Origin of the sequence: Vibrio sp. B7 (assembly GCF_963888765.1) — a bacterium.
GTDB lineage: Bacteria > Pseudomonadota > Gammaproteobacteria > Enterobacterales > Vibrionaceae > Vibrio > Vibrio anguillarum.
Map to the genome: position 1 here is coordinate 139,955 of NZ_CAWPKR010000036.1, position 26,652 is coordinate 166,606.

Below are 26,652 nucleotides of genomic sequence, written 5' to 3' on the forward strand. Positions count from 1 at the left end.
TTGATAGTGTGTAAGTTAAATAACCGGCAGGTAGTCCGTATATTGTTCTGATTTCGGCGCTTTTTTTAGAATCGGAAAATTAACCAATAATTAGTTGTTGATGCAAAATAACGATGTCTCTTTTGCAGAAATAGTGCAACTTGTTGCGAGTGATTTTTGATATTTGAACAAATTGAGGTGCTTATTTATCGCTCTGTCCTACAGTTGTTTCACGTGAGAATTAAAGTCTGGTTTCTTCTTGATACGAGGCTTTTTATAGTGAAACAATAACTTAAGGAATGAGCAGCTATGCATTTAAACAACAGGACAGTGGCAAAGGGTGTTTTTACACTGAGCACTTTAACGGCCTCTTGCTTGATGGCTTTTAACAGCTATGCAGCCGTTGATTGCACGACACTAAGCCCTTGGGAATCGTCAAAAGTTTATACTGGCGGTAACAAGGTTCAGCACAGTGGTACCGCCTACCAAGCTAACTATTGGACTCAAGGTAACGATCCAGCCAACTTTTCCGGTGATTATGCCCAGTGGAAAGTGTTGGATGTTTGCGTCACTTCCGGTGGTGAGAACCAGCTACCCACCGCGAATCTCTCTTCACCTTCCGCAGCAGATGTGATTGCTGTCGGTGATACCGTAATATTAAGTGCGAACGCAACCGATAGTGACGGCAGCGTTGCTCGAGTCGAGTTTTCTGTCGATGGTGCAATTGTGGGTATAGTCACCACGGCACCTTATAAAGCCACGTGGGTCGCAACCGCTGGTCAGCATGAATTCAGTGTTGTAGCCATCGATGATAAAGGTGATGTCAGCGTGAAAAGTGCAACGACCTTAACGGTGAAAGAGGCACAACAACCAGGCAACCAGGCTCCAACCGTTGATATTACGCTTTCTGCGGCTTCCGTTGACGTGGGGGCTTTAGTCACCTTAACCGCAAACGCTGCTGATACTGATGGAAGCGTCGATAAAGTTGATTTCTTCGTTGCGGGAACGCTGGTTGGAACGGCTGTTAGTGCTCCGTATACCTTAGAATACACCGCGACAAAAGCGGGTAACTTGGCGGTGTTTGCACGCGCCACTGATAACCTTGGTGCGACGACAGATTCCACGTTAGCGACTTTAACAGTCAATGGCGCGCCAATAGCTAATAATTGTCGTCCTGATGGTTTATATCAAACCGAAGGTGTGAATGTACCTTATTGCACCGTTTACGATGCGGAAGGTCGTGAGATCATGGGGGCGGATCATCCACGTCGTGTTATCGGTTATTTCACCAGTTGGCGTGCGGGTGATGATCCGCAATCGGCTTACCTTGTAAAAGACATCCCGTGGGAGCAGCTCACGCACATTAACTATGCCTTCGTCAGCATAGGTTCCGATGGCAAAGTGAATGTGGGCGATGTGAACGATCCCAATAATGCGGCAGTGGGCAAAGAGTGGCCTGGGGTTGAGATTGATCCTGCATTAGGCTTTAAAGGTCATTTTGGTGCGTTGGCAACAGCGAAAAAAAAATTTGATGTTAAGACCTTAATTTCTATCGGAGGCTGGGCTGAAACTGGCGGGCACTTTGATGCGGCTGGCAACCGTGTCGCCGATGGTGGTTTTTATACGATGACAACCAACGCTGATGGCTCTATCAACCACGCTGGTATTGAAAAATTTGCAACATCGGCTGTTGAAATGATTCGTAAATATCAATTCGATGGTGTCGATATCGACTATGAATATCCAACCTCAATGGCGGGCGCAGGTAATCCAGATGATAAAGCGATTATGGAACCTCGCCGTGCTTATTTATGGGCGTCGTACCAAGAGTTAATGAAGGTACTACGTCAGAAGCTTGATCAAGCATCGGCACAAGATGGCCACCATTACATGCTGACGATTGCAGCACCGTCTTCTGGTTATCTATTGCGTGGTATGGAGACGTTTGATGTCACTCAGTATCTTGATTATGTGAACATCATGTCTTATGACTTACACGGCGCATGGAATGATCACGTGGGTCACAACGCGGCTTTGTATGACACTGGTAAAGATTCAGAGTTAGCACAGTGGAACGTATATGGTACGGCTCAATACGGTGGTATTGGTTATCTCAACACTGACTGGGCTTATCATTATTTCCGCGGTTCTATGCCCGCAGGGCGTATCAACATCGGCGTTCCTTACTACACGCGCGGCTGGCAAGGTGTCATGGGTGGAGAGAATGGTTTATGGGGGCGAGCGGCATTACCTAACCAAGCTGAATGTGCTCCGGGCACTGGTGAGGGTGAGAAAAACAACTGTGGCCACGGCGCGGTGGGTATTGACAACATGTGGCACGACACCGATCCGAAAGGAAACGAGATGGGTGCAGGTTCAAACCCAATGTGGCATGCCAAAAACCTAGAGAAGGGAATTTGGGGCTCTTACGCCCAAGCTTATAACCTTGATCCAGTGAATGAGCCTGCCGATCAACTTGTCGGTCTTTACCAACGTCACTACGACAGCGTTGCCGTCGCGCCTTGGCTGTGGAATGCCGATAAAGGGGTGTTCTTATCAACTGAAGATAAAGAGTCTATCAACACCAAAGCCGATTATGTCATCGATAAAGAGATCGGCGGCATCATGTTTTGGGAGTTAGCAGGCGATTATAACTGTTATGTATTGGACGCCAATGGCCAACGCACTCAAGTGGATTCAACAGAGCAAGCTTGTGCAAGCGGAAATGGTGAATACCACATGGGTAATACCATGACGAAAGCGATTTATGACAAGTTTAAGTCGGCAACGCCTTATGGCAACACACTTGCGACGAGCACGATTGGCAATGAAACGGTAGACATCGCGGTCTCCGTTGGTGGATTTAAGGTGGGTGATCAAAACTACCCAATCAACCCTAAAATCAGCTTTACTAACAACACAGGTCAAGAGATCCCCGGAGGTACTGAGTTCCAGTTTGATATCCCCGTATCTGCACCTGATAATGCTAAAGACCAATCTGGTGGTGGCTTGAAGGTGATTGCTTCTGGCCATACTCGCGCTAATAACGTCGGTGGCTTAGACGGTGTCATGCACCGCGTAGCGTTTAGTTTACCGAACTGGAAAGCTCTGCCCGCAGGCGGCGTGTATGAGTTGGATATGGTTTACTACCTCCCTATTTCTGGGCCTGCAAATTACAGCGTAAACATTAATGGTGTCGATTACGCCTTCAAGTTTGAACAACCGGATCTTCCACTTGCTGACCTATCTTCTGGTGGCAGTGACGGTGGAGATACCGGTGGTACCACGAATCCTAGCAATGTCATTACTTGGGTTCCAGGATCCACACAGGTGAAAACTGGCGATGTTGTGATTTACAACGGGAAATGTTTTATTGCCAAAAACAACCCCGGCGTTTGGGAGTCACCGACTCAGTCAAATTGGTTTTGGGATGCAACAACGTGCCCATAACTAAGCGTGATTAATCAGTATGTTTTGAACTCAGTGTAAAGTAAGAAGCCTTAGCGTGTGCTAAGGCTTCATTTTAATGAGGGATAAATTAAGTGGGCAAAAATATAAGTTTAGAATTGATAACTTTCGGGTACCACAACAATGCCATTTTCTGAAATACGAAAACGCTGGGCATCTTCAACTGGGTTTAAGCCAATTTGAGTATGTGGAGGGATTTTTACATGTTTATCAATAATACACCTCATGAGCTGACACCCTGCGCCGACTTCAACATCATCAAATAAAATGCTATCGACCACTGTTGCACCATCATCAATTCTGACGTTTGAAGAAATAATGGAGTGTTGTACAGAACCTCCAGAGTTAATCACACCGTTTGAAATAATCGAATTAATGAATATACCTTCGTTACCTGTTGCCGAAGAAACCGTGCGCGCAGGTGGGTATTGCGCTTCGTATGTTCGAATGGCCCAGTTCTTTTGGTATAAGTTCATTGGTGGAACGGGTTCGAGTAAATCCATGTTAGCGTTATAAAAAGAATCAAGTGTTCCGACATCACGCCAGTAACAATCTTTAGCGACTCGCCCCCGGTCACCGCAAAACTCATACGCATAAACAGCATGGCTTTCAATCAATTTGGGAATGATGTCATTGCCAAAATCGTGACTCGAGTTTTCCAGCTCAGCATCATTAATCAAAGCACTTTTTAATACTTCCATATCAAAAATGTAGATCCCCATAGAAACTAAGCTGCGATGAGGATTATTAGGCATGGAGGGTGGGTCACTGGGTTTTTCGATGAATGAGGTGATTTTGAAGTCATTATCCACATTCATCACGCCAAAGGCAGAAGCTTGTTCTCTTGGGACATCCATGCAGGCGATAGTCAGTGCAGCATTTTTTTGCTTATGAGCTTCAAGCATAGAGGCATAGTCCATCCGGTAGATATGATCACCAGATAAAACAACGACGTGTTTGGCATCACTGCGTGAAAGTAGCCACATATTGTGATAGATAGCGTCCGCCGTTCCTTCGTACCATTTTCCGCCTTTTCTCATCTGCGGGGGGATCACAGAAATGAATTCGCCGAGTTCTGGATTGAAAATAGACCAGCCATCACGTAAATGTTTTTGTAATGAATGAGATTTATATTGAGTCAGGACCAAAATCTTTCGCAGCCCTGAGTGTAGGCAGTTGGTGAGTGTAAAATCAATGATTCGATATTTTCCACCAAAGGGTACAGCCGGTTTTGCTCTGTCATCAGTTAGCGGAGATAGCCGCGAACCGACGCCACCTGCTAACACAACGGTTAGTGTTTCTTGCATCTTATTTCTCCCTAAATATGTGCAATCTATTTACCATATTAGAGAGTAGTACAAGTTTTAAGCCAAAAGTAAAAATGATAGCGAACAATACGTTACAAACTAAGTTTGCGATAATTGCACAAAAATAAACCCGTTTTATTTCTCGATGCACTTAAATGGTGCTAATTGTCAAGCAAATTCTTCCATCTCGACACTGGTCAATACCGAGACAAGATTACGCCCCGAAGCTTTTGACTCATACAATGCAATATCGGCCCGTTTATACACTTCTTCTGGTTTTTCTGTAATGTCAGTGATGCCACCGCTGATCGACACTTCTAAACGATGATTTAAGTGAACGGCTACTCGTAAACGGTGCATGACCAACTCAGCTTCTGCCAGTGGTGTATGAGGCATAATGATGGCAAACTCTTCGCCTCCGATGCGAGCTAAAAAGTCCGTTTCTCTTAGGTGCTCACTTAATTGTGTTGCGACAGAACGAATGATTTTATCGCCTTCTGCATGGCCTAATTTATCATTAATACGTTTAAAATGGTCGATATCAATAATCGCTAAGCACGACTGCACTTGAGCTTGGTAACGTTTTACGCGTAAGCATTCTGAACGCATTTCTTGATCAAATTTCCTGCGGTTCCAAATGTTGGTGAGCGCATCTTTCTCGCTGAGCTCACGCAGGCGATTTTCTAGCTCTTTGCGATGACTAATATCAACAAAGGAGGCCACATAAAACTGAATAATTCCGTCTGAATCACGGATGGTTTGAATACGTAAGATCTCGGTTTGCATTGAGCCATCTTTACGCTTATTAATGACTTCACCTTCCCATAACCCTTCGTCTTGCAGCACTTTCCACATATTCATGTAAAAAGCTTGATTGTGCTTACCGGAGGAAAAAACGGAAGGTTGTTTACCTCTTACCTCGGCTAAGGTGTAGCCGCTGATCCGGGTAAACTCATTGTTTACTTTGATAATGCGGTTATTACGATCGGTAATCACCATAGCGGACATACCATTCATCGCCGCCCTAGCCAGTTTGCTCTCAATACTGTTTTTATCGTGGTTTGCGTTCCAACGAATAAAACCGGCCGCAATCGTCATTACTAATAGAGCTATGCCAACCGCTTGAAAGCTAATTTTTAGCTCTGTGGCAGAAAGCAATTTATTGAGCGCATCACCATTTAATGACTGAATTAGGTAAATTGGCTCCATTTCAGGGAATATGGATTGCAAAGGAACTTGAGTAAAACTATACCAGCAGTTGTTATCCCATACCGTGCCAGAAGCTTGCTCTTGCATACTTTTCCAGAGTATAGGGGCGACACTGTTAATATTCAGCAGGTGGTATTTCGACGGGTTTTCTTGCTGAGATAAGATCTCATTTTCATGATGAATATACTGCCCCTTGAAACTGATGATGTCTGGGCGACTCAGTGAATTTAACCTCTGGTTAAATTTTTTGTACAACTGGGTTAAATTAAGATTTGCTACAAAATAGCCTTGCCTTTTTCCATCAAAATCTATTGGTGCAATAATCCTAAATACTGCGGTTATCTGGGAAGTAACGCCATAATTTTCTTCTTCTCTTTCACTATCAACACCGAAGATCCCAATTTGGTTTGGGGAAAGGTTTTGCGCATACTGAAAATAGTCTCGGTGCAATTTGTTTTTTAGTTGTGATCTTGGTACTGCTTCTGTTGATCCATTACTCTGATTCACGCGAATTAATTCGTTACCCGCTATATCAAAAAGCCTGAGCCGAGAATAAAGGATTTGAATACGAGCTGCTAATAACCAAAACGCCTGTACCGCTTCGATATTTTCGGTGGAGGGAAGACGTAACGCGCTGTACAACATGGTGTTGTTTGACAATATTTGAGTGGAATTGTAAACGTCATTAAACGCAGTAAGCAGTTCGTGCTTATTGTATTCGAGTTGAGAATGGCTTTTTTGTTCGATCATTTGCACAGTTTGTTCGTGAGCTTTGTCGAATTCTTTGACGAAATAAAGAAAGGGCACAACCCCAAGCACGACACTAACAAATAGCCATTGAGCTAAGTATTTATAGAAAGAGCGAAACATAGCGGCACACATAAGTTATTGAGTGCATAGTATATCGCTGATATATGAGAAGTCGCTTCCAAATATCTGATATCGTGGAGTACATCAAATTTGTGGGGTAATTCTGTTGATACAAAGAGTCAAAAGAAGCGCACAAGTAGCGAAGAAGCATCATGCGCTTAAGCCTGAAGGCCGTTTTACGTTTTAGAACTGAAAACGAACATTCATGACGATCTGTGGGCCGTAAACGCCGTTGTTTTTGGTTTCAGCTCCTAACGATAATTGTTCGGTAGAGTGAAAACGTAATCCAGCGCAAAATACCGAGTGTTCATCGTTCTTACCCAGTTTAATATTGGCTTCAATTTGGCTCGATAACCAGATCCGGCTGCCAATATTAAACTCCAACTGGGTTTCGCTTTTGCCACCCTGTTCATCGGTAGGTCTAATGTGGTGAACAAGCATTTGTCCGTAGACATCGGCAAATTGGTTTATTGGACCGTTAAAGCCAATTCCGCCAGCGGCATCCCAATCTCCGTCAAATCTCGAATCGTAACGAGCGACCAGGTGTGTATTATCGGTTAAATAAGTACTAAATTCTGCACCTGAGGATTCAGGGCTGATAGCGGTTCTGACTTCAAAGAAGTTATAATTAAAATTGTTAGCTTGCGCAGAGAAAGAAAGAACGCATGACAAACCGACTAGGCCTAGTGAGTACGCTTTTTTATACATGTACGCTTCGTCCTGAAAAGATGAAAATTAAGCTGAATAAGATACAGCAATGGCCTGCAAATTACAGGCCATTTTCACAAAAAAATCCATCTTATTTTTTATGTTTTACCATCAAGAGAGCAATAAACAGTAATGATTATAGAACTTGGATCTGATCCACTTCGATTTCAGGTGTCAGTCCTCCTTCATATTCGCCATAAAGGCGAACCTTAGTCTCGGCATTGAGTGGTGCTGTGAAGTGGATGTCATCATCCAGTTCTACTTGAATCTCACCGTTGCCATCACTGAATACGAATGTGTCTTTTCTGATTTGACGAATCAACTTTCCTTCAACCACAACATGCTTTTCTGTAAACATATTGGTGTCTTTTAGCAACGATTCCACAGACGTAAGTTCGATAGGACCATTGTAATTGATGGCACTACTATTTTGGTTATGGTTACCTGCAAAAGCGAAAACAGGAGCAATAATCATCGAAGCTGCTAGGGCTAGTGTTGTACGTTTCATTTTTAATTCCTTTATGGGTTTGTTGTTTTGATGAAGCGATTTAAACACTAAGATGTTGAACACACTCTGAGCGGAACATTAATATTCCATTCATTTTATTGAGTGAGTAGCAGCTGTGACGGTATGATTACCAGCAAACGCCTATCGTAGAGTTAATATGGAATCAACATTAAGGTCATTGATGGTGCAGGGCACCACTTCCGACGCTGGAAAAAGTGTGCTAGTTGCAGGCTTATGCCGAGTGTTAGCACGTCGAGGAATAAAAGTAGCCCCTTTTAAGCCGCAAAACATGGCGCTCAATAGTGCGGTGACGGCCGATGGTGGCGAAATCGGGAGAGCGCAAGCTGTTCAGGCTCAAGCGTGTGGCGTTGAGCCATCGGTACACATGAACCCTGTATTACTCAAGCCAAATTCAGACACGGGTGCGCAGGTTATCCTGCAAGGCAGAGCGCTCTCGAATATGGAAGCTACGGGTTATCACGATTATAAAAAAGTCGCGATGAATACTGTGCTTGATTCCTACGCTCGGTTACAAGCCGAGTATCAAAGTGTCATGATTGAAGGGGCGGGAAGCCCGGCTGAAATCAACCTACGCGAAAACGACATTGCTAACATGGGGTTTGCTGAAGCGGCCGATGTACCTGTGATTATCATTGCCGATATTGATAGAGGCGGTGTATTTGCTCATCTGTATGGCACGTTAGCACTGCTTTCTGAATCGGAACAGCTGCGTGTAAAAGGGTTTGTGATTAACCGCTTTCGAGGTGATATTGCGTTACTGCAATCTGGCCTTGATTGGTTAGAAGCAAAAACGGGTAAACCCGTCATTGGTGTGCTGCCTTATTTACATGGCTTTGATTTAGAAGCTGAAGATGCGATCACTCAAGCGCAAACCCTCAGCAGCAACAGTAAATTGAATATTGTGGTGCCAGTGTTGACTCGCATTAGTAACCATACTGATTTTGATGCGTTGCGTTTAAATCCTGATGTTGACTTACGTTATGTGGGAAAGGGTGAACGGATCGAAAATGCGGATCTGATTCTGCTTCCGGGCAATAAATCTGTAAGGGACGATCTTGCGTATCTTCGCTCGCAAGGTTGGGATCAGGATATCAAACGTCACTTGCGTTTCGGAGGCAAAGTGATGGGCATTTGTGGTGGTTACCAAATGTTAGGTCGGGTAATTCGCGATCCACTCGGCGTTGAAGGTGGAGCGGGCGAAAGTGAAGGACTGGGGTTGTTGGACGTCAGTACAGAACTCACCGCTGAAAAAACGCTCAGGAATGTTCAAGGCGAGCTTATTTTACCGCAAGGTAAAGCGAAGGTCTCAGGCTACGAGATCCACGTTGGACGCACAACGCTCGATGATGCATCATCCTCAGCAATCATCACGTTAGACAATGGCAACCGTGACGGTTTATTAAGTGATTGCCAGCAAGTGTTGGGGACTTACATGCACGGAATTTTTGATAGTTTTCCCGCAACTGAGCTTATCTGTCACTGGGCTGGTGCCGCTGATATAAGTTATTACGATCATGTGGCGCAAAAAGAACAAGCCATTAACCGCATTGCGGATGCGATTGAAGAGCATTTGAACTTGGCCTTATTATGGCCAGAATTAACGGAGCGTTAACATGAGAAAAATACTGCTCTCTATCGTCGCCATGCTGTGCTGCACGGCGGTTTATGCACAAGAGAAAATCACTGTTTATGCAGCGTCATCCATGACGAATGCGGTTAATGAATTGATTGCGGCTTACCAGCCGAAACAACCGTTAGACATTGTGCCCGTTTATGCGGGTTCATCCGCGCTTGCTCGTCAAATTGAGCAAGGTGCACCAGCGGATATTTTCATTTCAGCCAATGATAACTGGGTTACTCACTTGCTTAACAAGAACATTGTGACGAGCGATAAGGTCACATTGTTGGCTGGAAATCAGCTGGTGCTTATCGCCCCTCAATCGTCGAAGCTCAATTCGCTGGTAGTAAATGATGTTGCGGCATGGCTTGACGCCTTGAACGGTTCACGTTTAGCGATAGGTAACACAATGGCGGTGCCTGTGGGAATGTATGCCAAAGAGGCACTAGAAAAGTTAAAAGTGTGGTCGTCGCTCGCCCCTATGCTGGCTCAAACCAATAACGTACGTTTAGCGCTTGCGCTAGTTGAACGTCAAGAAGCCGCACTTGGTATTGTATATAAGACGGATGCATTGATGAGCAATAAGGTCAAAGTGGTACACGAATTTGATTCAAGCCTACACAGCGCCATCCATTATCCTTTAGTGCAGCTAACTGAGCGTGATACGGTGAATCAATTCATGCTTTTTTTACGCAGCGATCAAGCAAAAAGTATCTTACAGAACTACGGTTTTAGCGTGATGACAGGAACGGATTCCTTTGCTTTCTGAGTACGAATGGGTTGCACTGCAACTGAGCTTAAAAGTCGCGATTTATACCGTGCTTTGGCTCTTACCGCTGGGAATGTTTTTTGCGTGGCTACTCGCCAGAAAGCAGTTTTGGGGTAAAAGTATACTGGATAGCCTAGTGCATTTGCCGCTCGTATTACCGCCAGTGGTTGTGGGGTATCTTCTGTTGATCACCATGGGTAAACAAGGCGTAATTGGGCAGTGGCTTGATAATATGTTTGGCTTGCGTTTCAGCTTCAGTTGGCGTGGAGCCGTGTTGGCGTGTGTCATCATCGCACTGCCCTTGATGGTTCGTGCGATTCGTTTAAGCCTTGAAAGCGTCGATCCTAAGTTAGAGCAAGCGGCTCGAACCTTAGGCGCTTCACCACTCAAAGTTTTTTTGACCATTACATTACCCTTAACGATACCCGGGCTGATCACTGGCGCGATGCTCTCTTTTGCTCGCAGCCTAGGTGAGTTTGGAGCCACCATTAGCTTTGTGTCCAATATTCCCGGTGAAACACAAACGCTTCCTCTTGCGATGTATAACTTTTTAGAAACGCCAGGAGCCGAAATGGAAGCGATGCGTTTGTGTATTATCTCCATCGCGATTGCCTTGGCTTCGTTATTCATTTCTGAAGTGATTAGCCGCCGAATGACTCGGCGCTTAGGGACTCAATGATGAGTGGGTTAAAGATTCAATTTGAAAAACAGTTAGGTGATATCAAGCTTAATGCGGATTTGGTTTTACCAAGCCGTGGTATTTGTGCGGTTTTCGGGCGTTCAGGGGCGGGGAAAACCTCCTTCATCAATATTATCAGTGGATTGGTGAAGCCTGAACTTGGTGAAATCGAGATCAATGGCCGCATCCTATTTAGCCAACGAAAAAAGATTAACTTGCCTGTTGAAAAGCGCAACGTTGGTTACGTTTTTCAAGATGCTCGATTGTTTCCACATTACACCGTTTATGGCAATTTAAACTATGGTGTCAAAAAAAAGGATGCCGACCACTTCGCCGCCATCGTAAAATTATTGGCTTTAGCGCCATTACTTACACGTTATCCGCATGATTTATCGGGTGGGGAGAAACAGCGAGTAGCGATTGGCCGAGCCTTACTATCCAAGCCCGATATTTTATTGATGGATGAGCCGTTGGCATCGCTCGATATGCCGCGCAAACGTGAAGTGATGCCTTTTTTGGAAGAGCTGGCTCATAGCGTGCATATTCCAATTCTCTATGTGACGCACAGCATGAATGAAATTTTGCGTCTGGCTAATCATTTAGTTGTGTTAGAGCAGGGCGCTGTGCTGATAAGCGGTGAGCTAGAGCAAGTGTGGTCTTCAAATTATATGCGTCCTTGGCAATCACTTGCCGACCAAAGTAGTCTGTTTTCTGCCCACATCTGCCAGCACAACAAAGATTATGCGCTCACACAGGTCTCACTTGCAGATGATGTCAAACTTTGGGTGCAATATGTGGAAGGCGAGGTAGGCTCTGCACTGCGATTACAGATCCGTGCAAATGATGTTTCGGTGGCGCTTGATAAGCCAAACCGGACGTCAATTCGTAATATTCTGCCTGCGCAGATTTGCCAGCTTGAAAAGCAGCCTCTAGGTACTGATAAACAGAGTGTGGGGATAAAACTCAAATTAGGCGAAGGGTGTTACCTGTGGGCTACGGTAACCAAATGGGCGGCCGATGAGCTACAACTGGATGTTGGTGATTCGCTGTATGTGCAAATTAAAGGCGTGAGCGTGTCGCAGCGTGATATCGTCTTAACGCATTAATGTTTTTCATTATTAATGTATTGATTCAATAACCTAAGCCTCTCTTATCTCGAGTTCAGGTTCAATAGAAAAAGCCGTCATATAAAATTGACGGCTTTATGCTCAATGGTGTGCGTTTTATTTTGCAAACACGTCTTTAAAATCGCGTTTTAGAATCGGGTCGCGGCGTGCTTTTTTGATCTGTTTAACCATATCTTTCACACAGTTATGCAGCACTTGATCAAGAAGCTCTGCTCGGTACTCTTCTTTATCTTGGTCTGTCATCTCTTTCGGTAAATTCAATGTTGGGAACTCCTCCATGACATTGACACCAGCAAAAGCTTGGCTGACAGAGATCAACGCATGAAACTGTTCAAAATTATCCAACACATTTTGCGCACTGGCTGGTAGAGAGTTCCAAGACTCGCGTACCGCTTCTTCAGAGACTTCATGTATAGACACGACCATGTAGTACATCTCTTGTGGCACTTGATCAAATTCAATTACTTGGCGCAATTCTGGCGAGATGGCGTCTAAGTCCACTACAGGTTGTTCGGTTTGCTTTACTTCAGACATGAAGATATCTCTTTAGGGGAAAAGCTACATGCTAAAAATTTATAGCGAAAAGTCAATATTGTGCGCAAAATTAAACAAAGAAAGTGAATAAATCTATGTTATACGTAAGCATATGATTGAAATTTAAAGGGGTTACAGATGGTAAGTTCGGGCTCTTCTATGAGGATCTTACTGGTCGATGACGTACAACTGGATCGAATGCAACTCACCATTCGTCTTAAACAGCTCGGTCATCACGTGGAGGCGGTTGCCAGTGGACAAGCGGCATTGGATAGCTATTGCCAATTTGATCCAGAACTGATTCTGATGGATATTTCGATGCCCGGCATGAATGGTTTTGAATTGTCGAAAAAAATACGTCAGCAATACCATGAATGGGTACCTATTATCTTTTTAAGTGGGCATGATGAACCGTCGATGATCGCGCAAGCGATAGAGGCAGGCGGTGATGATTACTTAACCAAGCCAGTCGATAAACTGGTACTCAACTCCAAATTATTAGCCATGCAGCGTATTGCAAGTATGCGTCGAGAACTTAAACGCGCAACGGTTAAACTTGAAGAGCTAAATGGTGTTTTGCAGCAGCAAGCAAATGAAGATGGCTTAACGCAAGTCTTTAACCGTCGATTTATAGATGACAAGCTTAAAGAGATGATCAGTTGGCATGGGCGGCACAAATTTCCAATGAGCCTCATTTTAATCGATGTGGACTATTTCAAACGGTTTAACGATAACTACGGCCATATAGAAGGAGATAACTGCTTGATTAGCATTGCGCAAACAGTGAATCAGTTATTTGTGCGCACTGGTGAGTATGTAGGGCGATATGGCGGTGAAGAGTTTTTAGTGCTGCTGGGCAATGCCAATTATGAACAAGCACTGATCGCCGCTGAGCGAATCCAACAATCAATGATCAAAGCACACTATCCTCATCAATACAGCGAAATTGCTGATCATGTCACCTTATCTCAAGGTGTCATCTCGTTAACGCCGAATGGCACTGAGTCTATCGCTAATATTTACAATCTGGCCGACGAAGCCTTGTACCAAGCAAAGCATCAAGGTAGAAATTGCTTTATTTCTTACGATGTTACCAATGCAGCATTAAGCTAATACACACACTTCACTCGCTCTTTTTTGTTAGTACTTAAGCAATATGGTCTACACTAGTACTAACGCTTTGGATTAGAAGTCAGGATGCATATATCAACTTTTTTGGCTCATGGGTGCACTTTATGGACGGATTGCAGTATTTTTCACCAGGTAGGGTGGCGGACATGGTGGGTGAAGAGAATGTGAATGAGATGCTGTGCGGCTATCGAACAAGCCTATTGGAAGCTTTGAATAAACTTAGCAATGCGTTTTGTGGCAACCAAGTTGAGGTGATTCATCACATTTCACACACCATGAAATCGTCATCTCGGTTTGTCGGAGCGGATGTATTAGCATTTGAATTCCAGAAACTTGAAGCCGCAACTGATAATCTAACCAATGTTACTCAAGACACCGAGTTTTCAATCAGTTCGATCAATGATCAAAGTAAGTTGTTGTTGGACGAAATCAACCAATATATGAATAAATAAAACAATGAAGCTAAGTGAGAATCAAATGGAAAAAGTACATTTGAAGGTCATGTGCATAGATGATGATGTTTTTATGCTTAAAGCCATTGCTCGTTTGATCAGGCGTATTCGTCCAGAATGGGAAATTATACTCGTTTCAGAGCCACTAGATTGGTTGTCAGAATGGAATAAGTATAATTGCCAACCGCCAGCCATTATCATTTCAGATTTACTCATGCCGCATAAATGTGGCGATGAGTTGTTAGAAGAGGTAAAGCAGACTTACCCGCAAGTAGTGAGAGCTCTTTTAACTGGGAATACGCAGGAGAATTTGCCTCAAAAAGCGCATGCGTATTCCCACTTCGTTCTGCCTAAGCCATTCACACAAGAGGATTTTGAACGCTTATTTGAATGTAGCGAACGTCTTTATCAAATGCCGTTTAACAATGAGTGCCGAACTAAACTCGGAAGTTTGAAAGATCTTCCGGTATTACCCAATTCGATACACCGTTTACAACAAACTATTGCCTCTCCTACTTGTGATCTTCAATCAATCGCAGACACCATTAGCCATGAGCCTGTATTAGTCGCACGAGTGTTTCAAATTGCCAATTCTTCTTACTTGGGTTTTCGTCGAACCACAGATTCATTATCGGAAGCTGTTGGACGTTTAGGTGCGACTTTAGTGGAGAGCATCGCCATATCGTTATTGAGCCATCACGCTAACAGCTTAGTTTCAAAAAAGGCCCACCAAGATATTTCAGAACAGGCGCTGAGGGTGAGCTATATATCCCGTTTACTGGCTAAAAACTTGGGGTACTCCTTACAAGATAAAGATCGGGTGTTTGTCTCAAGCTTGCTTACCGCAATCGGAAAATTGATTTTGATGGAGGAAGGCGCTGATATCCATAATGTTGATTCTTTCTTAGAGCTTCAACAAGAATATGCTGATTACTACATAGTAACGGCATACATGCTGATGATATGGGGATACGGTTCAGAGATTGGAGAGATCGTTCTTAATCAAAGTAAGAGTGATTTTTTTTCAGATGACAAATCTGTTGTACTTGGCAGTATTGTGGGGCTTGCAAATCGTATAGAAGCATGTAAGGAAAATGAGAGCTACCAAACACTGATTGACGGTGTACCGAGTTCCATTGCAAGCGTATTAGTTGAGCTAAAACCCATATTTATTGAGTAATTATATAATTACTTTTTTTGGTTAGAGGGAGCGAGCATGGCAATTAAAATTACAATAGCAGACGATTCAAAGATGTCGAGAAAAGCGGTAATGAGGGCGATTCCTGAAGAGTGGGATGTAGAAATCAGCGAAGCCCAAAATGGCAAAGAAGCCCTAGTCAATTACCAAAATGGGTGCGCTGAAGTGATGTTTTTAGATTTGACCATGCCAGAAATGGATGGCTTCCAAGTCCTAGAATATCTGCACAGCGTTGATGCTAAAAGCATTGTCATTGTCATTAGTGCCGATATTCAACCTTTTGCTCAGCAGCGCGTAAGAGAACTCGGTGCAGTCACCTTTTTGCAAAAACCACTTGACCCAGCACAGCTAAAACAAACATTGCACGAGGTAGGACTATTATGACAATGGCACTTTCAGAAGACCATAAAGACGCCCTGCAAGAATTTATGAATATCTCAATGGGCAGAGCAGCAAATAAACTGGCTACCTTGCTTAATTTGCACGTCACTATATCTGTACCCAGTATTGGAGTGGCAACGGATGAGGATTTAGCGCAACTGCAATCTTATGAAACCGATTATTACTACACTCGGCAGTCTTTTTTTGGTGGCATGGATGGTGAGTTAGTGACCTTAATGAGCAGAAAAGGCTGTGAACAGATAGTGAGCGATCTAAAACAATCAACAGGTGATGCTCAAGATGTCGTGAGCCTAGAGGAGAGCATTTTAGATATCTCGAATATTTTATCTGGTGCAAGTCTAAAGGGTCTATGTCAGCAAATAGACATAAAAACTAAAATTCAGTCTCCAGTGCTGTTTTATCCGTCAACACAGCCGCTTCCCATTTCTCAGTGGAAGCTATCTTTAATTATGGAAATCTCTTTTTTAGTCGAAAAAGCGTCATTCTCTGCTAAAACCATCATCTGTTTTGCAGACAACGAATTGGATAAGGTACTCATTCACCTCGATGAGTTGATGTAGGAGTTTGGAATGGGAAAAAGCCGCTTACTGCTTTCTGATCTGCTGGATCAACTCTCTTTTGCGTTGTGCATAGTACGACAGGATTACATTATCGTGAAAGCTAATGACTATTTCCAATCCCGAGTCATTTTTGATGGTGATGTGATGCAAGGAAAGAACATACTTGAACTATTTCCTCATTCCGCCGACTACCTTAAACGAAAAATTGATACGGCATTGGTGATTGAAACTTCAAGCTTTAGTAGCTGGGAGCAGAAACCTCACCTATTGCCCTTTAAAAGTTCCCGCCCTGTATCGGGTGAAGAAGAACAGATGTATCAAGATTTGGAGATCATCCCTATTCATAGTGAAGATGGGACTATCGAGCATGTCTGTATATGTGTCTATGACGTAACGATACAAGCTAGTCAGCAGCAGGAACTTAAGCGCATTTCTCATCAATTAGAGCAAGAACATCAAGCGCAAAAAGTATTGATTAAAAAACTCGAAGATGCACAAGGACAACTACTGCAATCAGAGAAAATGGCCTCTATTGGGCAGCTTTCAGCAGGCATCGCCCATGAGATCAATAATCCAGTGGGGTTTATCACATCCAATATTCAAACACTTAGTGACTATTTTCAAACGCTAGCCGCCGTTTTAGAAGGGATAAAACAGCAGGTTTCACAAGCAAATGATACCGCTCTAGCGGCAAAGTGTGAGTCATTACTACAAGAGAAACAGATTGATTTTATTTTAGAAGATACGGCAGATTTGATTTCAGAATCACTAGAAGGTTCATCTCGAGTAATGGCCATTGTGAAAAATTTGAAAGAGTTTTCACACGTTGATGGTTCTGAATGGAGCTATGCAAATTTGGAAAACTGTATCGAATCAACGCTGAAAATCATCAATAACGAAATCAAATACAACATTACTTTAGAGAAGATATATCAAGAAAACGTGCCTGACGTGTATTGCCAGCCAATGCAGATTAACCAAGTTCTTCTTAATATTCTTGTCAATGCAAGTCAGGCGATTGTCGGAGAAGGCACCATCACCATCTCATTAGCTAAGCTAAATGAGAAACAGGTTGAAATTCGCATTAAAGATACGGGAAGTGGTATTCCTGATGCGATTAAAGATCGCATCTTTGAACCCTTCTTTACCACCAAAGCGGTTGGGTCCGGCACAGGATTAGGTTTATCAGTTTCGTACGGGATCATCAATGGTCATAAAGGCACCATTGCAGTTCATAGCGAAGTGAATAAAGGTACTGAATTCATCATTACGTTGCCGATAGACGCAATCGAATTGGCTACACTAGCAATAGAGTGAAAATTATCGTTATTTGATTAGGGAGTATGCATGTGAGTAAAACCCAGCAACAGGAAGAGAATAGACGCTTTCAAGAAGAACACAGCTTGGACTCAACATTTCACTACGTCGTACTTTCTTTGCTAGGAGTTATGTTTTCAAATCAACCACAAGAAGACAAGTTAGATCAGTTTATTACTCATGTTCAGCCTTTATTCCCTAATACACATATCGTGCTATTTTCTTACAATTCTGAGCAGAGGCTCAAGATACTGCGTTCTAGTTTTCCAATCACCGATGCAATGAAGTTAGGCACATACCCGGTCTTAGCCGATACGGAGTTTAGTTACTTCCCTGATTTAGCCAATGATGCGGGGAAATTCTCAGACTATCACAATGACTTTCCTACTTGGAAAAGTGGCGTTACCTTTTCCGTCTCCTCACTGACGCGGCGCTATAGCCTGTTTCTTGCGCGAACAACGCTGAATGCTTTTGACTTAAGTGAATTAGAAAAAATCCAAGAAGGCATGTTACTGGTCGAGATGGCCTTAAAATTACTGTCGTCTATGCGGGAGAGTAGTAGTGATCTTCAACGAAATGAGCAAGATGTAAAAAGGGTTTCTTTAGGTAAATTGGCCGCCGGTGTTGCGCATGAAATCAATAATCCACTCGGTTTTGTGATGAGTAATTTCAACACGTTAAGTTCCTATCTTGCCCAAGTGAAGGCACACCCAGAGATCCAGCAGATCAACGACCGTCAGTTGGCAGAAATACTTGATGATAGCGAGTCTATCATTGTGGAAAGTTTAGAGGGGCTTTCGCGTATTAAGAACATTGTAGCGAGCTTGAATGTGTATTATCACGAGTCCAAATTATCAGTTGGAATGGTCGATTTAAGAGACGTGGTTAGCTCTGCAACTAATATGGTGTTGGGTGAAATGAAGCTGAATGCACGCTTAAATTATGAACCTCCTCAAATACCATTTTATGTTCTAGGGCAAACCCATAAGCTCCAACAAGTACTGATTAATTTGTTAGTCAATGCGTTACAGTCATTCTCTCATACTGATGGTGAAGTCACTGTCGCCTTGTATATGGAAAACAGCTTATTAATCGAGAATAAATCTAGTGTCTGTCTATCGGTATGCGATAACGGTAAAGGCATTTGTCCGGAAGATTTAGTGTACGTTTTTGATCCTTTTTTTACCACCAAGCGTATCGGTGATGGCGCAGGACTTGGATTATCTGTTGCGAAAGAAATCATAGAAGAGCACCTCGGAAAAATTGAAATTCAGTCGACGATAGGTCAAGGAACCTGCGTCTATATTCGTTTACCGCTTTATGTTGCACCTCATCATTCGATGAAAGGATTGGGGGGGTAATTGTATGTTTCGATATAAAGAAATTCTGCTTGTAGATGATGAGCCAGCGGTACTTAAAGCTTTAACTCGTGAATTCAAACCGCATTTTTCTGTGGTTCATTGTGCGAGTAGCGGCCTTGAGGCTCTGACTATTTTAGAGCGGCACCCTATCGAAATTGTGATTTCTGATTATCGAATGCCTAATATGGATGGGACAGAGCTGGTCGTCAATATTCGCAATCAGTATCCTCATGTTGTAACCATTATTCTATCTGGTCAAGCTGACATCAAAGGTTTGTCTCGTGCTTTGAACGAAGGGAAATTGCATCGTTTTCTCCAAAAACCATGGGATAGAGAGGAGCTGATTGAAACCATACGTTTGAGTTTATTGGAGCGTGAAGCATTGCTAGGTAGTGATGTGCTGACGAACTTAAAAAACCGGCGTACGTTAGATGAACAGATTATCGAATTGAAAAAACATGGTGACTCCTCATACGCTTTGGTCATGGTGAATATTGCTAATCTAGACGAAATTAACCATCAATACGGCGGAGCGCTTGGTAATCAATTTATTAAAACGCTGGCGTGGCATCTGAGTGATGGTAATACAGAGCCGGAAACCATATATCGCTACAAAGATAAGCTGTTTATGTGCATTCCATACAGCCCCAAAGGTTATCAAGTTGTGATGCGCCTATGTTCTCGACTCTCTCAGCCTGTTGAAGTCGACACACATCTTATTAAAACCAGATACACGGTTTTGCTCTGTGATGTCAAATCGTTGCATCAAGTCGATGATATATCTATTGCTGACCTTAATGAACGCTCGCGAGTGCGTTTGCATCATCAACTGCCGATTTACTGGCTCGATAATGATCCTCAATCCCGAGAGTTATTGGCGCTATTTTCTGTATTAAACGATATCGATAGACGCTATTTCTGCGCGTTTTATCAGCCGCAACTGTCGACGGTAACTGGTGATGTTTGTGGATTTGAAGCATTAGCTAGGCGCAAAACAGTTGAGAATGGGTGGCAATATCCAGCCAGCTTCTTACCCATAATTGAACAGTATGGTTTAACTACAGTGTTGACCGAAAAAATATTGGAAGACGTACTGATGTTCATCAAACAACATCAGAAACTAATTAAAGATCGAAATATCAGTGTTAATGTGCCTGGGAACATGTTGATAAATGGGCAATTTTACGAATTATTGACTAAGCTAACTACAAAGCTCAGTTGCGGTTTGAATAACTTGTCAATAGAGATAACGGAGCATGACTTTATTGAGGATTTTATTCAGGCGAAACAAGAACTCAGTAAACTGAAAGGGTTAGGATTGAGCTGTGCACTGGATGATTTTGGAACTGGATATGCGGGCTATGAATATCTGTGCGAAATGCCTTTCGATGTACTTAAAATTGATGGACGATTTGTTCAAGCAATTGGCAAATCAGCGTCCAATGAAGTTATTCTGAGGGCAATGATAGACAGTGCTGAATCACTTGAAATGGGAGTGATCGCCGAATGGGTTGATACTCAGGAGCAAGCGGATAAATTGAAAACCTTGGGCTGTTCCATTATCCAGGGGCATTTGGTGAGTCAGGCATTATCATCAGACGACGTGGTCAGTTATTTGTCTAGAATGGAGGAGGAACGATGGAAAATGTCGCACAAAAAATAGCGATTGGTGGTGATAGACTTAGCCTTCTGCTGCTAGATGATGAGAGCGAAATTCTAAAATCACTAACGAGGGTTTTGCGTACAGATTATGACATAGTTTCTTTTAATAGCGGAAAGGAAGCCTTGGAATATTTAGAGCAACATGAGGTCTCTATTATTATCTCTGATATGCGGATGCCAGAGATGGATGGTGCCGATTTTCTCGCAAAATCAAAAGAATTATATCCTGAGACGATTCGTATCCTGCTTACTGGATATAGTGATATTCAGTCAACCGTCAGGGCAGTAAATTCCGGCGGAATTCATACCTATATTGGCAAACCATGGGATAACGAAAACCTAAAATTGATCGTTTCAAAAGCAGCGGAGTTTTATCGTCTGACAAAAGAGCGAGAACATTTGGCTATTGAGTTAGAAAAACGCAATAGCGAGCTCGAAGTAGTGAATCTAGCCTTGGAAGATAATAATCGTAAGCTGGCTGAATTTAATCAAGATTTAGAGCAGAAGGTAAAAGAGAGAACGTTAGAGCTGCAATCATCTAATAAAAAGTTAGAACATTTATTGATAAGTCGTAACAAGACGTTTAAAGATATACTAGGTATGGTTACTGCGATCATTCAATATCGAACGGGACACCCAGCCGATCACGCAGAGCGTATTGCCAACCAAGCGAAGGTAGTAGCGCAGCGGTTAAAACTACCTGAAAGCCAAGTAAGTCATGTCTATTTGTGTGGTTTGATGCACCAAATAGGATTAATCGGTGCGAAAGATAAAGAACTTGAAAAGTTGATTGTTGATCCAGAAACCTCAATTCCTCAGAGTCCTAACGCCAATTCTGTATTAGGCGCCGAGATTTTAGGCCGAATTAAGCGCTTTGAACCACTAGTTGAGATCATTCGCCACCAAGATGAGTTGTATGACGGTACTGGTAAGCCAGGCCATTTACATGGTGAAGAAATACCTTTGTGTTCACGTATTATTAAAGTGGTTAAAGATTATGACTACTATATTGCATCACCAAATAATCCACGTCGTATGCATACCAAAAGTGCGCAGAGTTATATAAAAGAGCAGGCTGGAACCTTGTATGACCCCACTGTCGTGGATGCTTTTTTAATGGTAGTAACTTCGTTAAAACACTTGGAGGATGGCCTAGAATTGTGCATTGGTTTGAGTGAAGTGAAACCGGGGATGAAAATTAAGCGTGATTTGTACTTACCCAATGGAAACTTAATGTTGACCGCTGGCAATCAAATTAACTCAACTTTGTTGGCGAAATTAAAAGAGCTTGAAGAACAGACTAATATGCCAATCGCGGTTTACATTGGTTAATTTAAAAAGAGTGCCGCATCAGCAGCACTCAATTGAATCTTTTATTGTTTTGCAAACAGATAAGTACGGAACCCACCAATCAAGTTACGTGCTTTAAAGCCATTATTGGCCAGTTGGCGGTAGGCTACATTACCGCGCAACCCGACTTGGCAATAAATGATGATCTCTTTGTCTTTGGGCAGTTCATCCATACGTTGACGAAGTTGGTCAACCGGAATATTGATGTCGCCTTTGAGATGATTACCATTTTCACGTTCACTTGGATTACGTACATCCAAAATAATATGCGTGTCACTTAGCGAATCGATTTGATCAAAATGGATGGCTTTTGCATCGCCTTTCATTATATTTGTCGCGACGAAAGCTGCTTGGTTAATCACATCTTTCGCGCTGCCGTATGGTGGCGCGTAAGTCAGCTCTAAGTGTTGTAGTTGTTCTACTGTCATACCTGCACGTTGAGCGACAGCCATCACGTCGATACGCTTGTCGATGCCATCTTTACCCACCGCTTGTGCCCCGAAGATTTTGCCTGATTTTGGATCGAACAGCATTTTGAACGACACCACTTCAGCGCCCGGATAGTAGCTCGCATGGCTGGCTGTGTGAACGTACACTTTTTCGTAATCAACGCCGTCACGTTTTAGTTGCTTCTCATTTTTGCCTGTGGATGCCACGGCTAAGTCGAATATTTTACAGATTGCGGTTCCTTGTGTTCCTTGATAGGTTTCGTTACGACCAAGCATGTTATCAGCTGCCATGCGACCTTGGCGATTGGCAGGACCAGCGAGTGGAACCAGCGTTTGTTTGCCTGTAACAAAATCCTTTTCTTCGATCGCATCGCCGACGGCGTAAATCGCTGGATCGCTGGTCTGCATCTGTTCGTTCACCCAAATGCCACCAAGTTCACCGAGTTGTAAGCCCGCTTCAGCAGCCAGTTTGGTTTCTGGACGCACACCAATCGCCATAATCAGGATGTCAGTGGTGAGTATTTCACCATTGCTGAGCACAAGATCCAGTTCACCTTCGATGTGTTTGTGCTCCAGAGTTTCACCCGATTCTGTGCTAGGTAACGTCGCCGCTGGTTTATATTCGACCGATTTTAAGGCAACACCTAAACGTAAATCGATGCCTTTAGCGCGAATCTCCGCATGAGCAAAGCCCGCCATTTCATTATCGACAGGTGTCATTACCTGATCAGCCATTTCGATCAGCGTGGTTTTGATACCAAGGTGATGGAACGCTTCCATCATTTCCAAACCGATAAAACCACCGCCGACGACAGTTGCATGCTCAGGTTTATTCATTTGCAGCGTCTGGATGATTTTATCCATATCTGGAATGTTGCGCAGCGAATGGGTCAGTGGGTTTTGAATCCCAGGAATCGACGGGACAATAGGACCCGCTCCAGGGGAAAGCAGCAAAAAATCATAGCTTTCTTGGTACTCTGACTGATCGAGCAGATTGCGTACAGTGATGGTTTTCGCTGCACGATTAATGCGCAGCACTTCATTCATAGTGCGCACATCTACATTAAAACGCGCTAAAAAGCTTTCCGGTGTTTGTAGCAGCAAATTGCTGCGCTCTTTGATGTCACCGCCGATGTGATATGGCAAGCCACAGTTAGCAAATGAAACGAAGGGGCCCCGCTCAAACATAATGATTTCAGCTTCTTCGCTGAGTCGACGAGCACGAGCCGCTGCGGATGCACCACCCGCGACACCACCAATAATCACAATCTTAGTCATAAATTACTCCAGTAAAATTAAACAAAAGCGGCATGGTAAGGTAAGTAAATCCTCAGTGCAGGCCAAGCTTTTTCAAGAAAAAGGCCGCTGGACAAATCCCTGTGAAAGCGCTTTGAATTAAGTTCACTCCAACAAATACCGTTAGCCAAATAAAGTTTGAATGGACAAACACAGTTAAAACGATCGACAGCAGTACCATGCTGCCCGCCAATATTCTTACCCCATTTTCAATCGTCATGTTGTTACCCTCCGTTGTAAATTAAAGTCACTATAAATTTATTGATTAGCAATGTCTAATGTTAATTTATCTAATTTTGGATAAGCTAAATAAGCATTGACTAAAGCTCATTCATTAGTATTATCTAATTAAATGCAATGCGAAGGGGGAATGATGGAGATCACATCAGTCAATGTGGAGCAAATGAAAACAAATGCGATAGAGGTTTCAGAGTTGCTTAAAACGATGGCCCATCCTGAGCGTTTGATGGTGCTTTGCCAGTTAATTAATGGTGAGGTGGGCGTTGGAGAATTGCAGCAAAGCTCGATGTTAAGTCAATCAGCCTTTTCGCAACATTTAACCGTGCTTCGTAAGCAAAATATGATCAAAGCAAGAAAGGAGTCGCAGCAAGTCTTCTATTCGCTATCGGATCCGCGGGTTGTACAGCTTATTCAAAGTTTGCAGACCGTTTTTTGTAATTAGTTCATTTGTCATAGGTTAAAAGGATAAATAATGTTGTTTTCTATTCCTTGGGAATCGTTGTTAGGTGGTGTTTTAATAGGGGTATCAACTTCAATCATGTTGCTGTTTAACGGCAAAATTGCTGGAATAAGTGGGGTACTAACGGGGTTGATGACACCTAAAACGCGTGATTTTGCATGGCGTTTGTTATTTGCATTTGGCATGGTAACTGGTGGTGCTATTGCCGTTTGGTTTTTAAATGCACAAGTGCCGCAAACGTTTAACTTTAATAACGGTGTTTTGGCGCTTGCTGGTCTATTAGTTGGGGTAGGCACTCGATTAGGAAATGGTTGCACCAGTGGCCATGGCATCTGTGGTGTTGGCCGACTATCCACTCGTTCTATTGCGGCGACATGTACCTTCATGGGCGTTGCTGCCATTACTGTGTTTGTACGCCTTCATCTTCTATAAGTGAGTCAAAATGAATCAGATGTTGTTTAGATTAACCTCGTTAGTGGCAGGTATTTTGTTTGGTATGGGTATGGTTATCTCAGGAATGGCTGATCCAGCCAAAGTCGTAGGTTTTTTGGATGTGGCTGGTGCTTGGGATCCAAGCTTAATGTTTGTGATGGGAGGCGCATTGGCCGTTTTTATGCCGATCTATTTCATCGTTATTAAAGCAAGACAGCAGCCTATAAATGCAGAAAAGTTCTGTTTAGCGACGACTCGCAGTGTTGATACCCGGCTTATCTCTGGTGCTGCGATTTTTGGGTTAGGTTGGGGGTTAGGCGGCATTTGTCCAGGGCCTGCGCTATCGAGCCTTGCCTTGGGTAATATTGATGTGTGGATCTTCTTTGCCTCAATGATGGTTGGGCTTGGTGCAACTAATTTGTTGATCTGCATTAAAAATAGTAAACAACAGCAAACGCAAACGACCTAACCTAACTAGAATGGAATAAGCAACTTGAACCGTAACGATTAACATGAGGGATGGGTATGAAAAGGCGAATCTGGAGTGTGTGTATTGCCTTAATCACGAGCGGTTATTGGGTCGTTGGCTATGCTGATGATCGTTATATCGTGACCTATGAGCAGATACCACAGCAGATTGCATTCGAAGGTGTTGTCCAGCCAGTTAACAAAGGGACAGTTGCGGCTCAAACCTCTGGTCGAGTCGTTGGTGTGTATGTCGACGTTAACGATTTTGTTAAAAAGGGCGATGTGCTATTAGAAATCAGCGCTATTCAGCAATCGGCTTCTTTAGACGCATCTCAAGCTCAGTTAACCAGTGCAGAGGCTCGAAATCGTGAAGCTCAAGCTCAACTAAAGCGTTATCAACTGCTGTTTCCTAAAGGTGCGATCTCACAAGACCAAATGGATGGCGCTGAAGCTCAAGCTCGAAGTGCTGCTGCGGCCGTCAAAGCGGCAAAAGCTGCGGTCGTGCAAGCGAAGGAGTCACTTGGATACACCAACATTACCGCTCCTTACGATGGTGTCGTGACGGAGCGACATGTAGAGCTGGGTGAAACGGTGGCTCCAGGAACGGCGCTACTCAGTGGTTTCTCATTCAATGAGTTACGCGTTGAAACGGCTATTCCGCAGCGCTATCAGCCTGCAGTCACCAATGTGGCTCAATTCCAAGTCATTATGCCTACGGGCGATAAAATAACTCCAATCGATTACAGCTTATTCAGCTATGCCGACCCTCAATCTCATACATTCAAAATCCGTCTTGAGTTGCCTCGTGCAGATCAAACTAACAAGCTCGGGCAAGTGATGCCGGGAATGTGGGTCAAGACAGAGTTTAATTATGGTCAACGTGAGGTGATGCTCATTCCTGTTGCCGCTGTGATTCGCCGAGCAGAACTGAGTGCCGTATATCGCATCGTTGATGATAAACGACTGCTAAATCCAGTGCGATTAGGGCAAACCTATGGTGAATATGTGGAAGTATTATCTGGCTTGGAACAAGGCGATACGGTCGCAAGCCGTGTATTTACACAAGTAGGTGAGTGA

25 protein-coding genes are annotated in these 26,652 nt (G+C 43.4%); 18 read left to right on the forward strand and 7 right to left on the reverse strand.

Annotated elements, in window-relative coordinates:
• The first annotated feature begins 288 nt into the window (after positions 1 to 288).
• Entirely contained in the window at positions 289 to 3,429 is a 3,141-nt protein-coding gene (locus tag AACV32_RS12985) for a chitinase C-terminal domain-containing protein (RefSeq protein WP_017048765.1), read from the forward strand.
• Between the two features lie 110 nt (positions 3,430 to 3,539).
• On the opposite strand, the gene glgC is transcribed toward AACV32_RS12985, so the two are convergent.
• The 4 genes from glgC to AACV32_RS13005 all read right to left on the reverse strand — a co-directional run bounded on the left by glgC (position 3,540) and on the right by AACV32_RS13005 (position 8,049).
• Complete coding sequence (glgC, locus tag AACV32_RS12990) at positions 3,540 to 4,754, reverse strand: glucose-1-phosphate adenylyltransferase (protein ID WP_013867890.1); 1,215 nt, start codon at positions 4,752 to 4,754, stop codon at positions 3,540 to 3,542.
• Positions 4,755 to 4,922: 168 nt separating this feature from the next.
• Complete coding sequence (locus AACV32_RS12995) at positions 4,923 to 6,833, reverse strand: sensor domain-containing diguanylate cyclase (RefSeq protein WP_170895227.1); 1,911 nt, start codon at positions 6,831 to 6,833, stop codon at positions 4,923 to 4,925.
• Between the two features lie 183 nt (positions 6,834 to 7,016).
• Positions 7,017 to 7,541: a hypothetical protein gene (locus tag AACV32_RS13000; RefSeq protein WP_017046411.1), complete on the reverse strand. Its 525-nt coding sequence runs from the start codon at positions 7,539 to 7,541 to the stop codon at positions 7,017 to 7,019.
• A 136-nt stretch (positions 7,542 to 7,677) separates the two neighbouring features.
• Positions 7,678 to 8,049: a YgiW/YdeI family stress tolerance OB fold protein gene (locus AACV32_RS13005; protein WP_026028331.1), complete on the reverse strand. Its 372-nt coding sequence runs from the start codon at positions 8,047 to 8,049 to the stop codon at positions 7,678 to 7,680.
• 157 nt (positions 8,050 to 8,206) lie between these two features.
• Here AACV32_RS13005 and AACV32_RS13010 point away from each other — a divergent pair, with 157 nt between their 5' ends.
• From AACV32_RS13010 to modC, 4 genes are read left to right on the forward strand one after another with little or no spacing between them, the layout of a single operon-like run.
• The gene (locus AACV32_RS13010) at positions 8,207 to 9,682 is read left to right on the forward strand and encodes a cobyric acid synthase (RefSeq protein ID WP_170895228.1); all 1,476 of its coding nucleotides are present in this window, start codon (positions 8,207 to 8,209) and stop codon (positions 9,680 to 9,682) included.
• A 1-nt stretch (position 9,683) separates the two neighbouring features.
• The gene (gene modA, locus AACV32_RS13015; protein ID WP_017048761.1) at positions 9,684 to 10,457 is read left to right on the forward strand and encodes a molybdate ABC transporter substrate-binding protein; all 774 of its coding nucleotides are present in this window, start codon (positions 9,684 to 9,686) and stop codon (positions 10,455 to 10,457) included.
• On the forward strand, positions 10,447 to 11,136 hold the full coding sequence (gene modB / locus AACV32_RS13020) for a molybdate ABC transporter permease subunit (protein ID WP_017046414.1): 690 nt from the start codon (positions 10,447 to 10,449) through the stop codon (positions 11,134 to 11,136). Before modA ends, modB begins: the two co-directional genes overlap by 11 nt.
• Positions 11,136 to 12,242: a molybdenum ABC transporter ATP-binding protein ModC gene (modC, locus tag AACV32_RS13025; protein ID WP_026028329.1), complete on the forward strand. Its 1,107-nt coding sequence runs from the start codon at positions 11,136 to 11,138 to the stop codon at positions 12,240 to 12,242. Before modB ends, modC begins: the two co-directional genes overlap by 1 nt.
• 117 nt (positions 12,243 to 12,359) lie before the next feature.
• Here modC and AACV32_RS13030 read toward each other — a convergent pair whose 3' ends face one another.
• Positions 12,360 to 12,797, reverse strand: a complete 438-nt coding sequence (locus tag AACV32_RS13030; protein ID WP_017046416.1) for a DUF3069 domain-containing protein — start codon at positions 12,795 to 12,797, stop codon at positions 12,360 to 12,362.
• A 138-nt stretch (positions 12,798 to 12,935) separates the two neighbouring features.
• Between AACV32_RS13030 and AACV32_RS13035 the strand changes: the two genes are divergently transcribed.
• The 9 genes from AACV32_RS13035 (at position 12,936) to AACV32_RS13075 (ending at position 22,212) form a co-directional block, all read left to right on the forward strand.
• Complete coding sequence (locus AACV32_RS13035) at positions 12,936 to 13,910, forward strand: diguanylate cyclase domain-containing protein (RefSeq protein ID WP_017046417.1); 975 nt, start codon at positions 12,936 to 12,938, stop codon at positions 13,908 to 13,910.
• 164 nt (positions 13,911 to 14,074) lie between these two features.
• The gene (locus tag AACV32_RS13040) at positions 14,075 to 14,380 is read left to right on the forward strand and encodes an Hpt domain-containing protein (RefSeq protein WP_017048759.1); all 306 of its coding nucleotides are present in this window, start codon (positions 14,075 to 14,077) and stop codon (positions 14,378 to 14,380) included.
• A 4-nt stretch (positions 14,381 to 14,384) separates the two neighbouring features.
• The gene (locus AACV32_RS13045) at positions 14,385 to 15,560 is read left to right on the forward strand and encodes an HDOD domain-containing protein (protein WP_017046419.1); all 1,176 of its coding nucleotides are present in this window, start codon (positions 14,385 to 14,387) and stop codon (positions 15,558 to 15,560) included.
• A gap of 36 nt (positions 15,561 to 15,596) precedes the next feature.
• The gene (locus AACV32_RS13050) at positions 15,597 to 15,962 is read left to right on the forward strand and encodes a response regulator (RefSeq protein WP_013867878.1); all 366 of its coding nucleotides are present in this window, start codon (positions 15,597 to 15,599) and stop codon (positions 15,960 to 15,962) included.
• Positions 15,959 to 16,540 (forward strand): chemotaxis protein CheC, encoded by a 582-nt coding sequence (locus AACV32_RS13055; protein WP_013867877.1) that lies wholly within the window; start codon positions 15,959 to 15,961, stop codon positions 16,538 to 16,540. The genes AACV32_RS13050 and AACV32_RS13055 overlap by 4 nt, the downstream gene beginning before the upstream one ends.
• Positions 16,541 to 16,549: 9 nt before the next feature.
• The gene (locus AACV32_RS13060) at positions 16,550 to 17,857 is read left to right on the forward strand and encodes a sensor histidine kinase (RefSeq protein ID WP_017047214.1); all 1,308 of its coding nucleotides are present in this window, start codon (positions 16,550 to 16,552) and stop codon (positions 17,855 to 17,857) included.
• A 26-nt stretch (positions 17,858 to 17,883) separates the two neighbouring features.
• Positions 17,884 to 19,218, forward strand: a complete 1,335-nt coding sequence (locus AACV32_RS13065) for a sensor histidine kinase (protein WP_017048758.1) — start codon at positions 17,884 to 17,886, stop codon at positions 19,216 to 19,218.
• Between the two features lie 4 nt (positions 19,219 to 19,222).
• A complete protein-coding gene (locus tag AACV32_RS13070; RefSeq protein WP_017046421.1) occupies positions 19,223 to 20,881 on the forward strand; it encodes an EAL domain-containing protein in 1,659 nt (552 codons plus the stop codon).
• On the forward strand, positions 20,857 to 22,212 hold the full coding sequence (locus tag AACV32_RS13075; RefSeq protein WP_017046422.1) for an HD domain-containing phosphohydrolase: 1,356 nt from the start codon (positions 20,857 to 20,859) through the stop codon (positions 22,210 to 22,212). The genes AACV32_RS13070 and AACV32_RS13075 overlap by 25 nt, the downstream gene beginning before the upstream one ends.
• Before the next feature lie 41 nt (positions 22,213 to 22,253).
• Here the strand turns inward: AACV32_RS13075 and AACV32_RS13080 are convergent, their stop codons facing one another.
• Positions 22,254 to 23,957 carry an FAD-dependent oxidoreductase gene (locus AACV32_RS13080; protein WP_017050708.1) on the reverse strand — a complete coding sequence of 568 codons (1,704 nt, stop codon included), beginning with the start codon at positions 23,955 to 23,957 and terminating at the stop codon, positions 22,254 to 22,256.
• Positions 23,958 to 24,009: 52 nt separating this feature from the next.
• On the reverse strand, positions 24,010 to 24,195 hold the full coding sequence (locus tag AACV32_RS13085; RefSeq protein WP_017042380.1) for a YgaP family membrane protein: 186 nt from the start codon (positions 24,193 to 24,195) through the stop codon (positions 24,010 to 24,012).
• 132 nt (positions 24,196 to 24,327) lie between these two features.
• Between AACV32_RS13085 and AACV32_RS13090 the strand changes: the two genes are divergently transcribed.
• The 4 genes from AACV32_RS13090 to AACV32_RS13105 are packed head-to-tail and all read left to right on the forward strand — an operon-like array spanning position 24,328 to position 26,652.
• A complete protein-coding gene (locus tag AACV32_RS13090) occupies positions 24,328 to 24,657 on the forward strand; it encodes an ArsR/SmtB family transcription factor (protein ID WP_013867870.1) in 330 nt (109 codons plus the stop codon).
• 30 nt (positions 24,658 to 24,687) lie between these two features.
• The gene (locus AACV32_RS13095; protein ID WP_017049600.1) at positions 24,688 to 25,107 is read left to right on the forward strand and encodes a YeeE/YedE family protein; all 420 of its coding nucleotides are present in this window, start codon (positions 24,688 to 24,690) and stop codon (positions 25,105 to 25,107) included.
• A gap of 10 nt (positions 25,108 to 25,117) precedes the next feature.
• The gene (locus tag AACV32_RS13100; RefSeq protein ID WP_017049599.1) at positions 25,118 to 25,576 is read left to right on the forward strand and encodes a YeeE/YedE family protein; all 459 of its coding nucleotides are present in this window, start codon (positions 25,118 to 25,120) and stop codon (positions 25,574 to 25,576) included.
• Positions 25,577 to 25,632: 56 nt separating this feature from the next.
• Positions 25,633 to 26,652: an efflux RND transporter periplasmic adaptor subunit gene (locus AACV32_RS13105; protein ID WP_026028507.1), complete on the forward strand. Its 1,020-nt coding sequence runs from the start codon at positions 25,633 to 25,635 to the stop codon at positions 26,650 to 26,652.

Coding starts and splice junctions, on each gene's coding strand:
- AACV32_RS13060 (WP_017047214.1), top strand. CDS start 16,550: ATGGGAAAAAGCCGCTTACTGCTTTCTGATCTGCTGGATCAACTCTCT.
- AACV32_RS13065 (WP_017048758.1), top strand. CDS start 17,884: ATGCATGTGAGTAAAACCCAGCAACAGGAAGAGAATAGACGCTTTCAA.
- AACV32_RS12995 (WP_170895227.1), bottom strand. CDS start 6,833: ATGTTTCGCTCTTTCTATAAATACTTAGCTCAATGGCTATTTGTTAGT.
- AACV32_RS13090 (WP_013867870.1), top strand. CDS start 24,328: ATGCAATGCGAAGGGGGAATGATGGAGATCACATCAGTCAATGTGGAG.
- AACV32_RS13095 (WP_017049600.1), top strand. CDS start 24,688: ATGTTGTTTTCTATTCCTTGGGAATCGTTGTTAGGTGGTGTTTTAATA.
- AACV32_RS13055 (WP_013867877.1), top strand. CDS start 15,959: ATGACAATGGCACTTTCAGAAGACCATAAAGACGCCCTGCAAGAATTT.
- AACV32_RS13105 (WP_026028507.1), top strand. CDS start 25,633: ATGAAAAGGCGAATCTGGAGTGTGTGTATTGCCTTAATCACGAGCGGT.
- AACV32_RS13005 (WP_026028331.1), bottom strand. CDS start 8,049: ATGAAACGTACAACACTAGCCCTAGCAGCTTCGATGATTATTGCTCCT.
- AACV32_RS13070 (WP_017046421.1), top strand. CDS start 19,223: ATGTTTCGATATAAAGAAATTCTGCTTGTAGATGATGAGCCAGCGGTA.
- AACV32_RS13100 (WP_017049599.1), top strand. CDS start 25,118: ATGAATCAGATGTTGTTTAGATTAACCTCGTTAGTGGCAGGTATTTTG.
- AACV32_RS13050 (WP_013867878.1), top strand. CDS start 15,597: ATGGCAATTAAAATTACAATAGCAGACGATTCAAAGATGTCGAGAAAA.
- AACV32_RS13045 (WP_017046419.1), top strand. CDS start 14,385: ATGAAGCTAAGTGAGAATCAAATGGAAAAAGTACATTTGAAGGTCATG.
- AACV32_RS13085 (WP_017042380.1), bottom strand. CDS start 24,195: ATGACGATTGAAAATGGGGTAAGAATATTGGCGGGCAGCATGGTACTG.
- AACV32_RS13040 (WP_017048759.1), top strand. CDS start 14,075: ATGGTGGGTGAAGAGAATGTGAATGAGATGCTGTGCGGCTATCGAACA.
- AACV32_RS13035 (WP_017046417.1), top strand. CDS start 12,936: ATGGTAAGTTCGGGCTCTTCTATGAGGATCTTACTGGTCGATGACGTA.
- modC (WP_026028329.1), top strand. CDS start 11,136: ATGAGTGGGTTAAAGATTCAATTTGAAAAACAGTTAGGTGATATCAAG.
- AACV32_RS12985 (WP_017048765.1), top strand. CDS start 289: ATGCATTTAAACAACAGGACAGTGGCAAAGGGTGTTTTTACACTGAGC.
- AACV32_RS13010 (WP_170895228.1), top strand. CDS start 8,207: ATGGAATCAACATTAAGGTCATTGATGGTGCAGGGCACCACTTCCGAC.
- AACV32_RS13075 (WP_017046422.1), top strand. CDS start 20,857: ATGGAAAATGTCGCACAAAAAATAGCGATTGGTGGTGATAGACTTAGC.
- modA (WP_017048761.1), top strand. CDS start 9,684: ATGAGAAAAATACTGCTCTCTATCGTCGCCATGCTGTGCTGCACGGCG.
- glgC (WP_013867890.1), bottom strand. CDS start 4,754: ATGCAAGAAACACTAACCGTTGTGTTAGCAGGTGGCGTCGGTTCGCGG.
- AACV32_RS13000 (WP_017046411.1), bottom strand. CDS start 7,541: ATGTATAAAAAAGCGTACTCACTAGGCCTAGTCGGTTTGTCATGCGTT.
- AACV32_RS13080 (WP_017050708.1), bottom strand. CDS start 23,957: ATGACTAAGATTGTGATTATTGGTGGTGTCGCGGGTGGTGCATCCGCA.
- AACV32_RS13030 (WP_017046416.1), bottom strand. CDS start 12,797: ATGTCTGAAGTAAAGCAAACCGAACAACCTGTAGTGGACTTAGACGCC.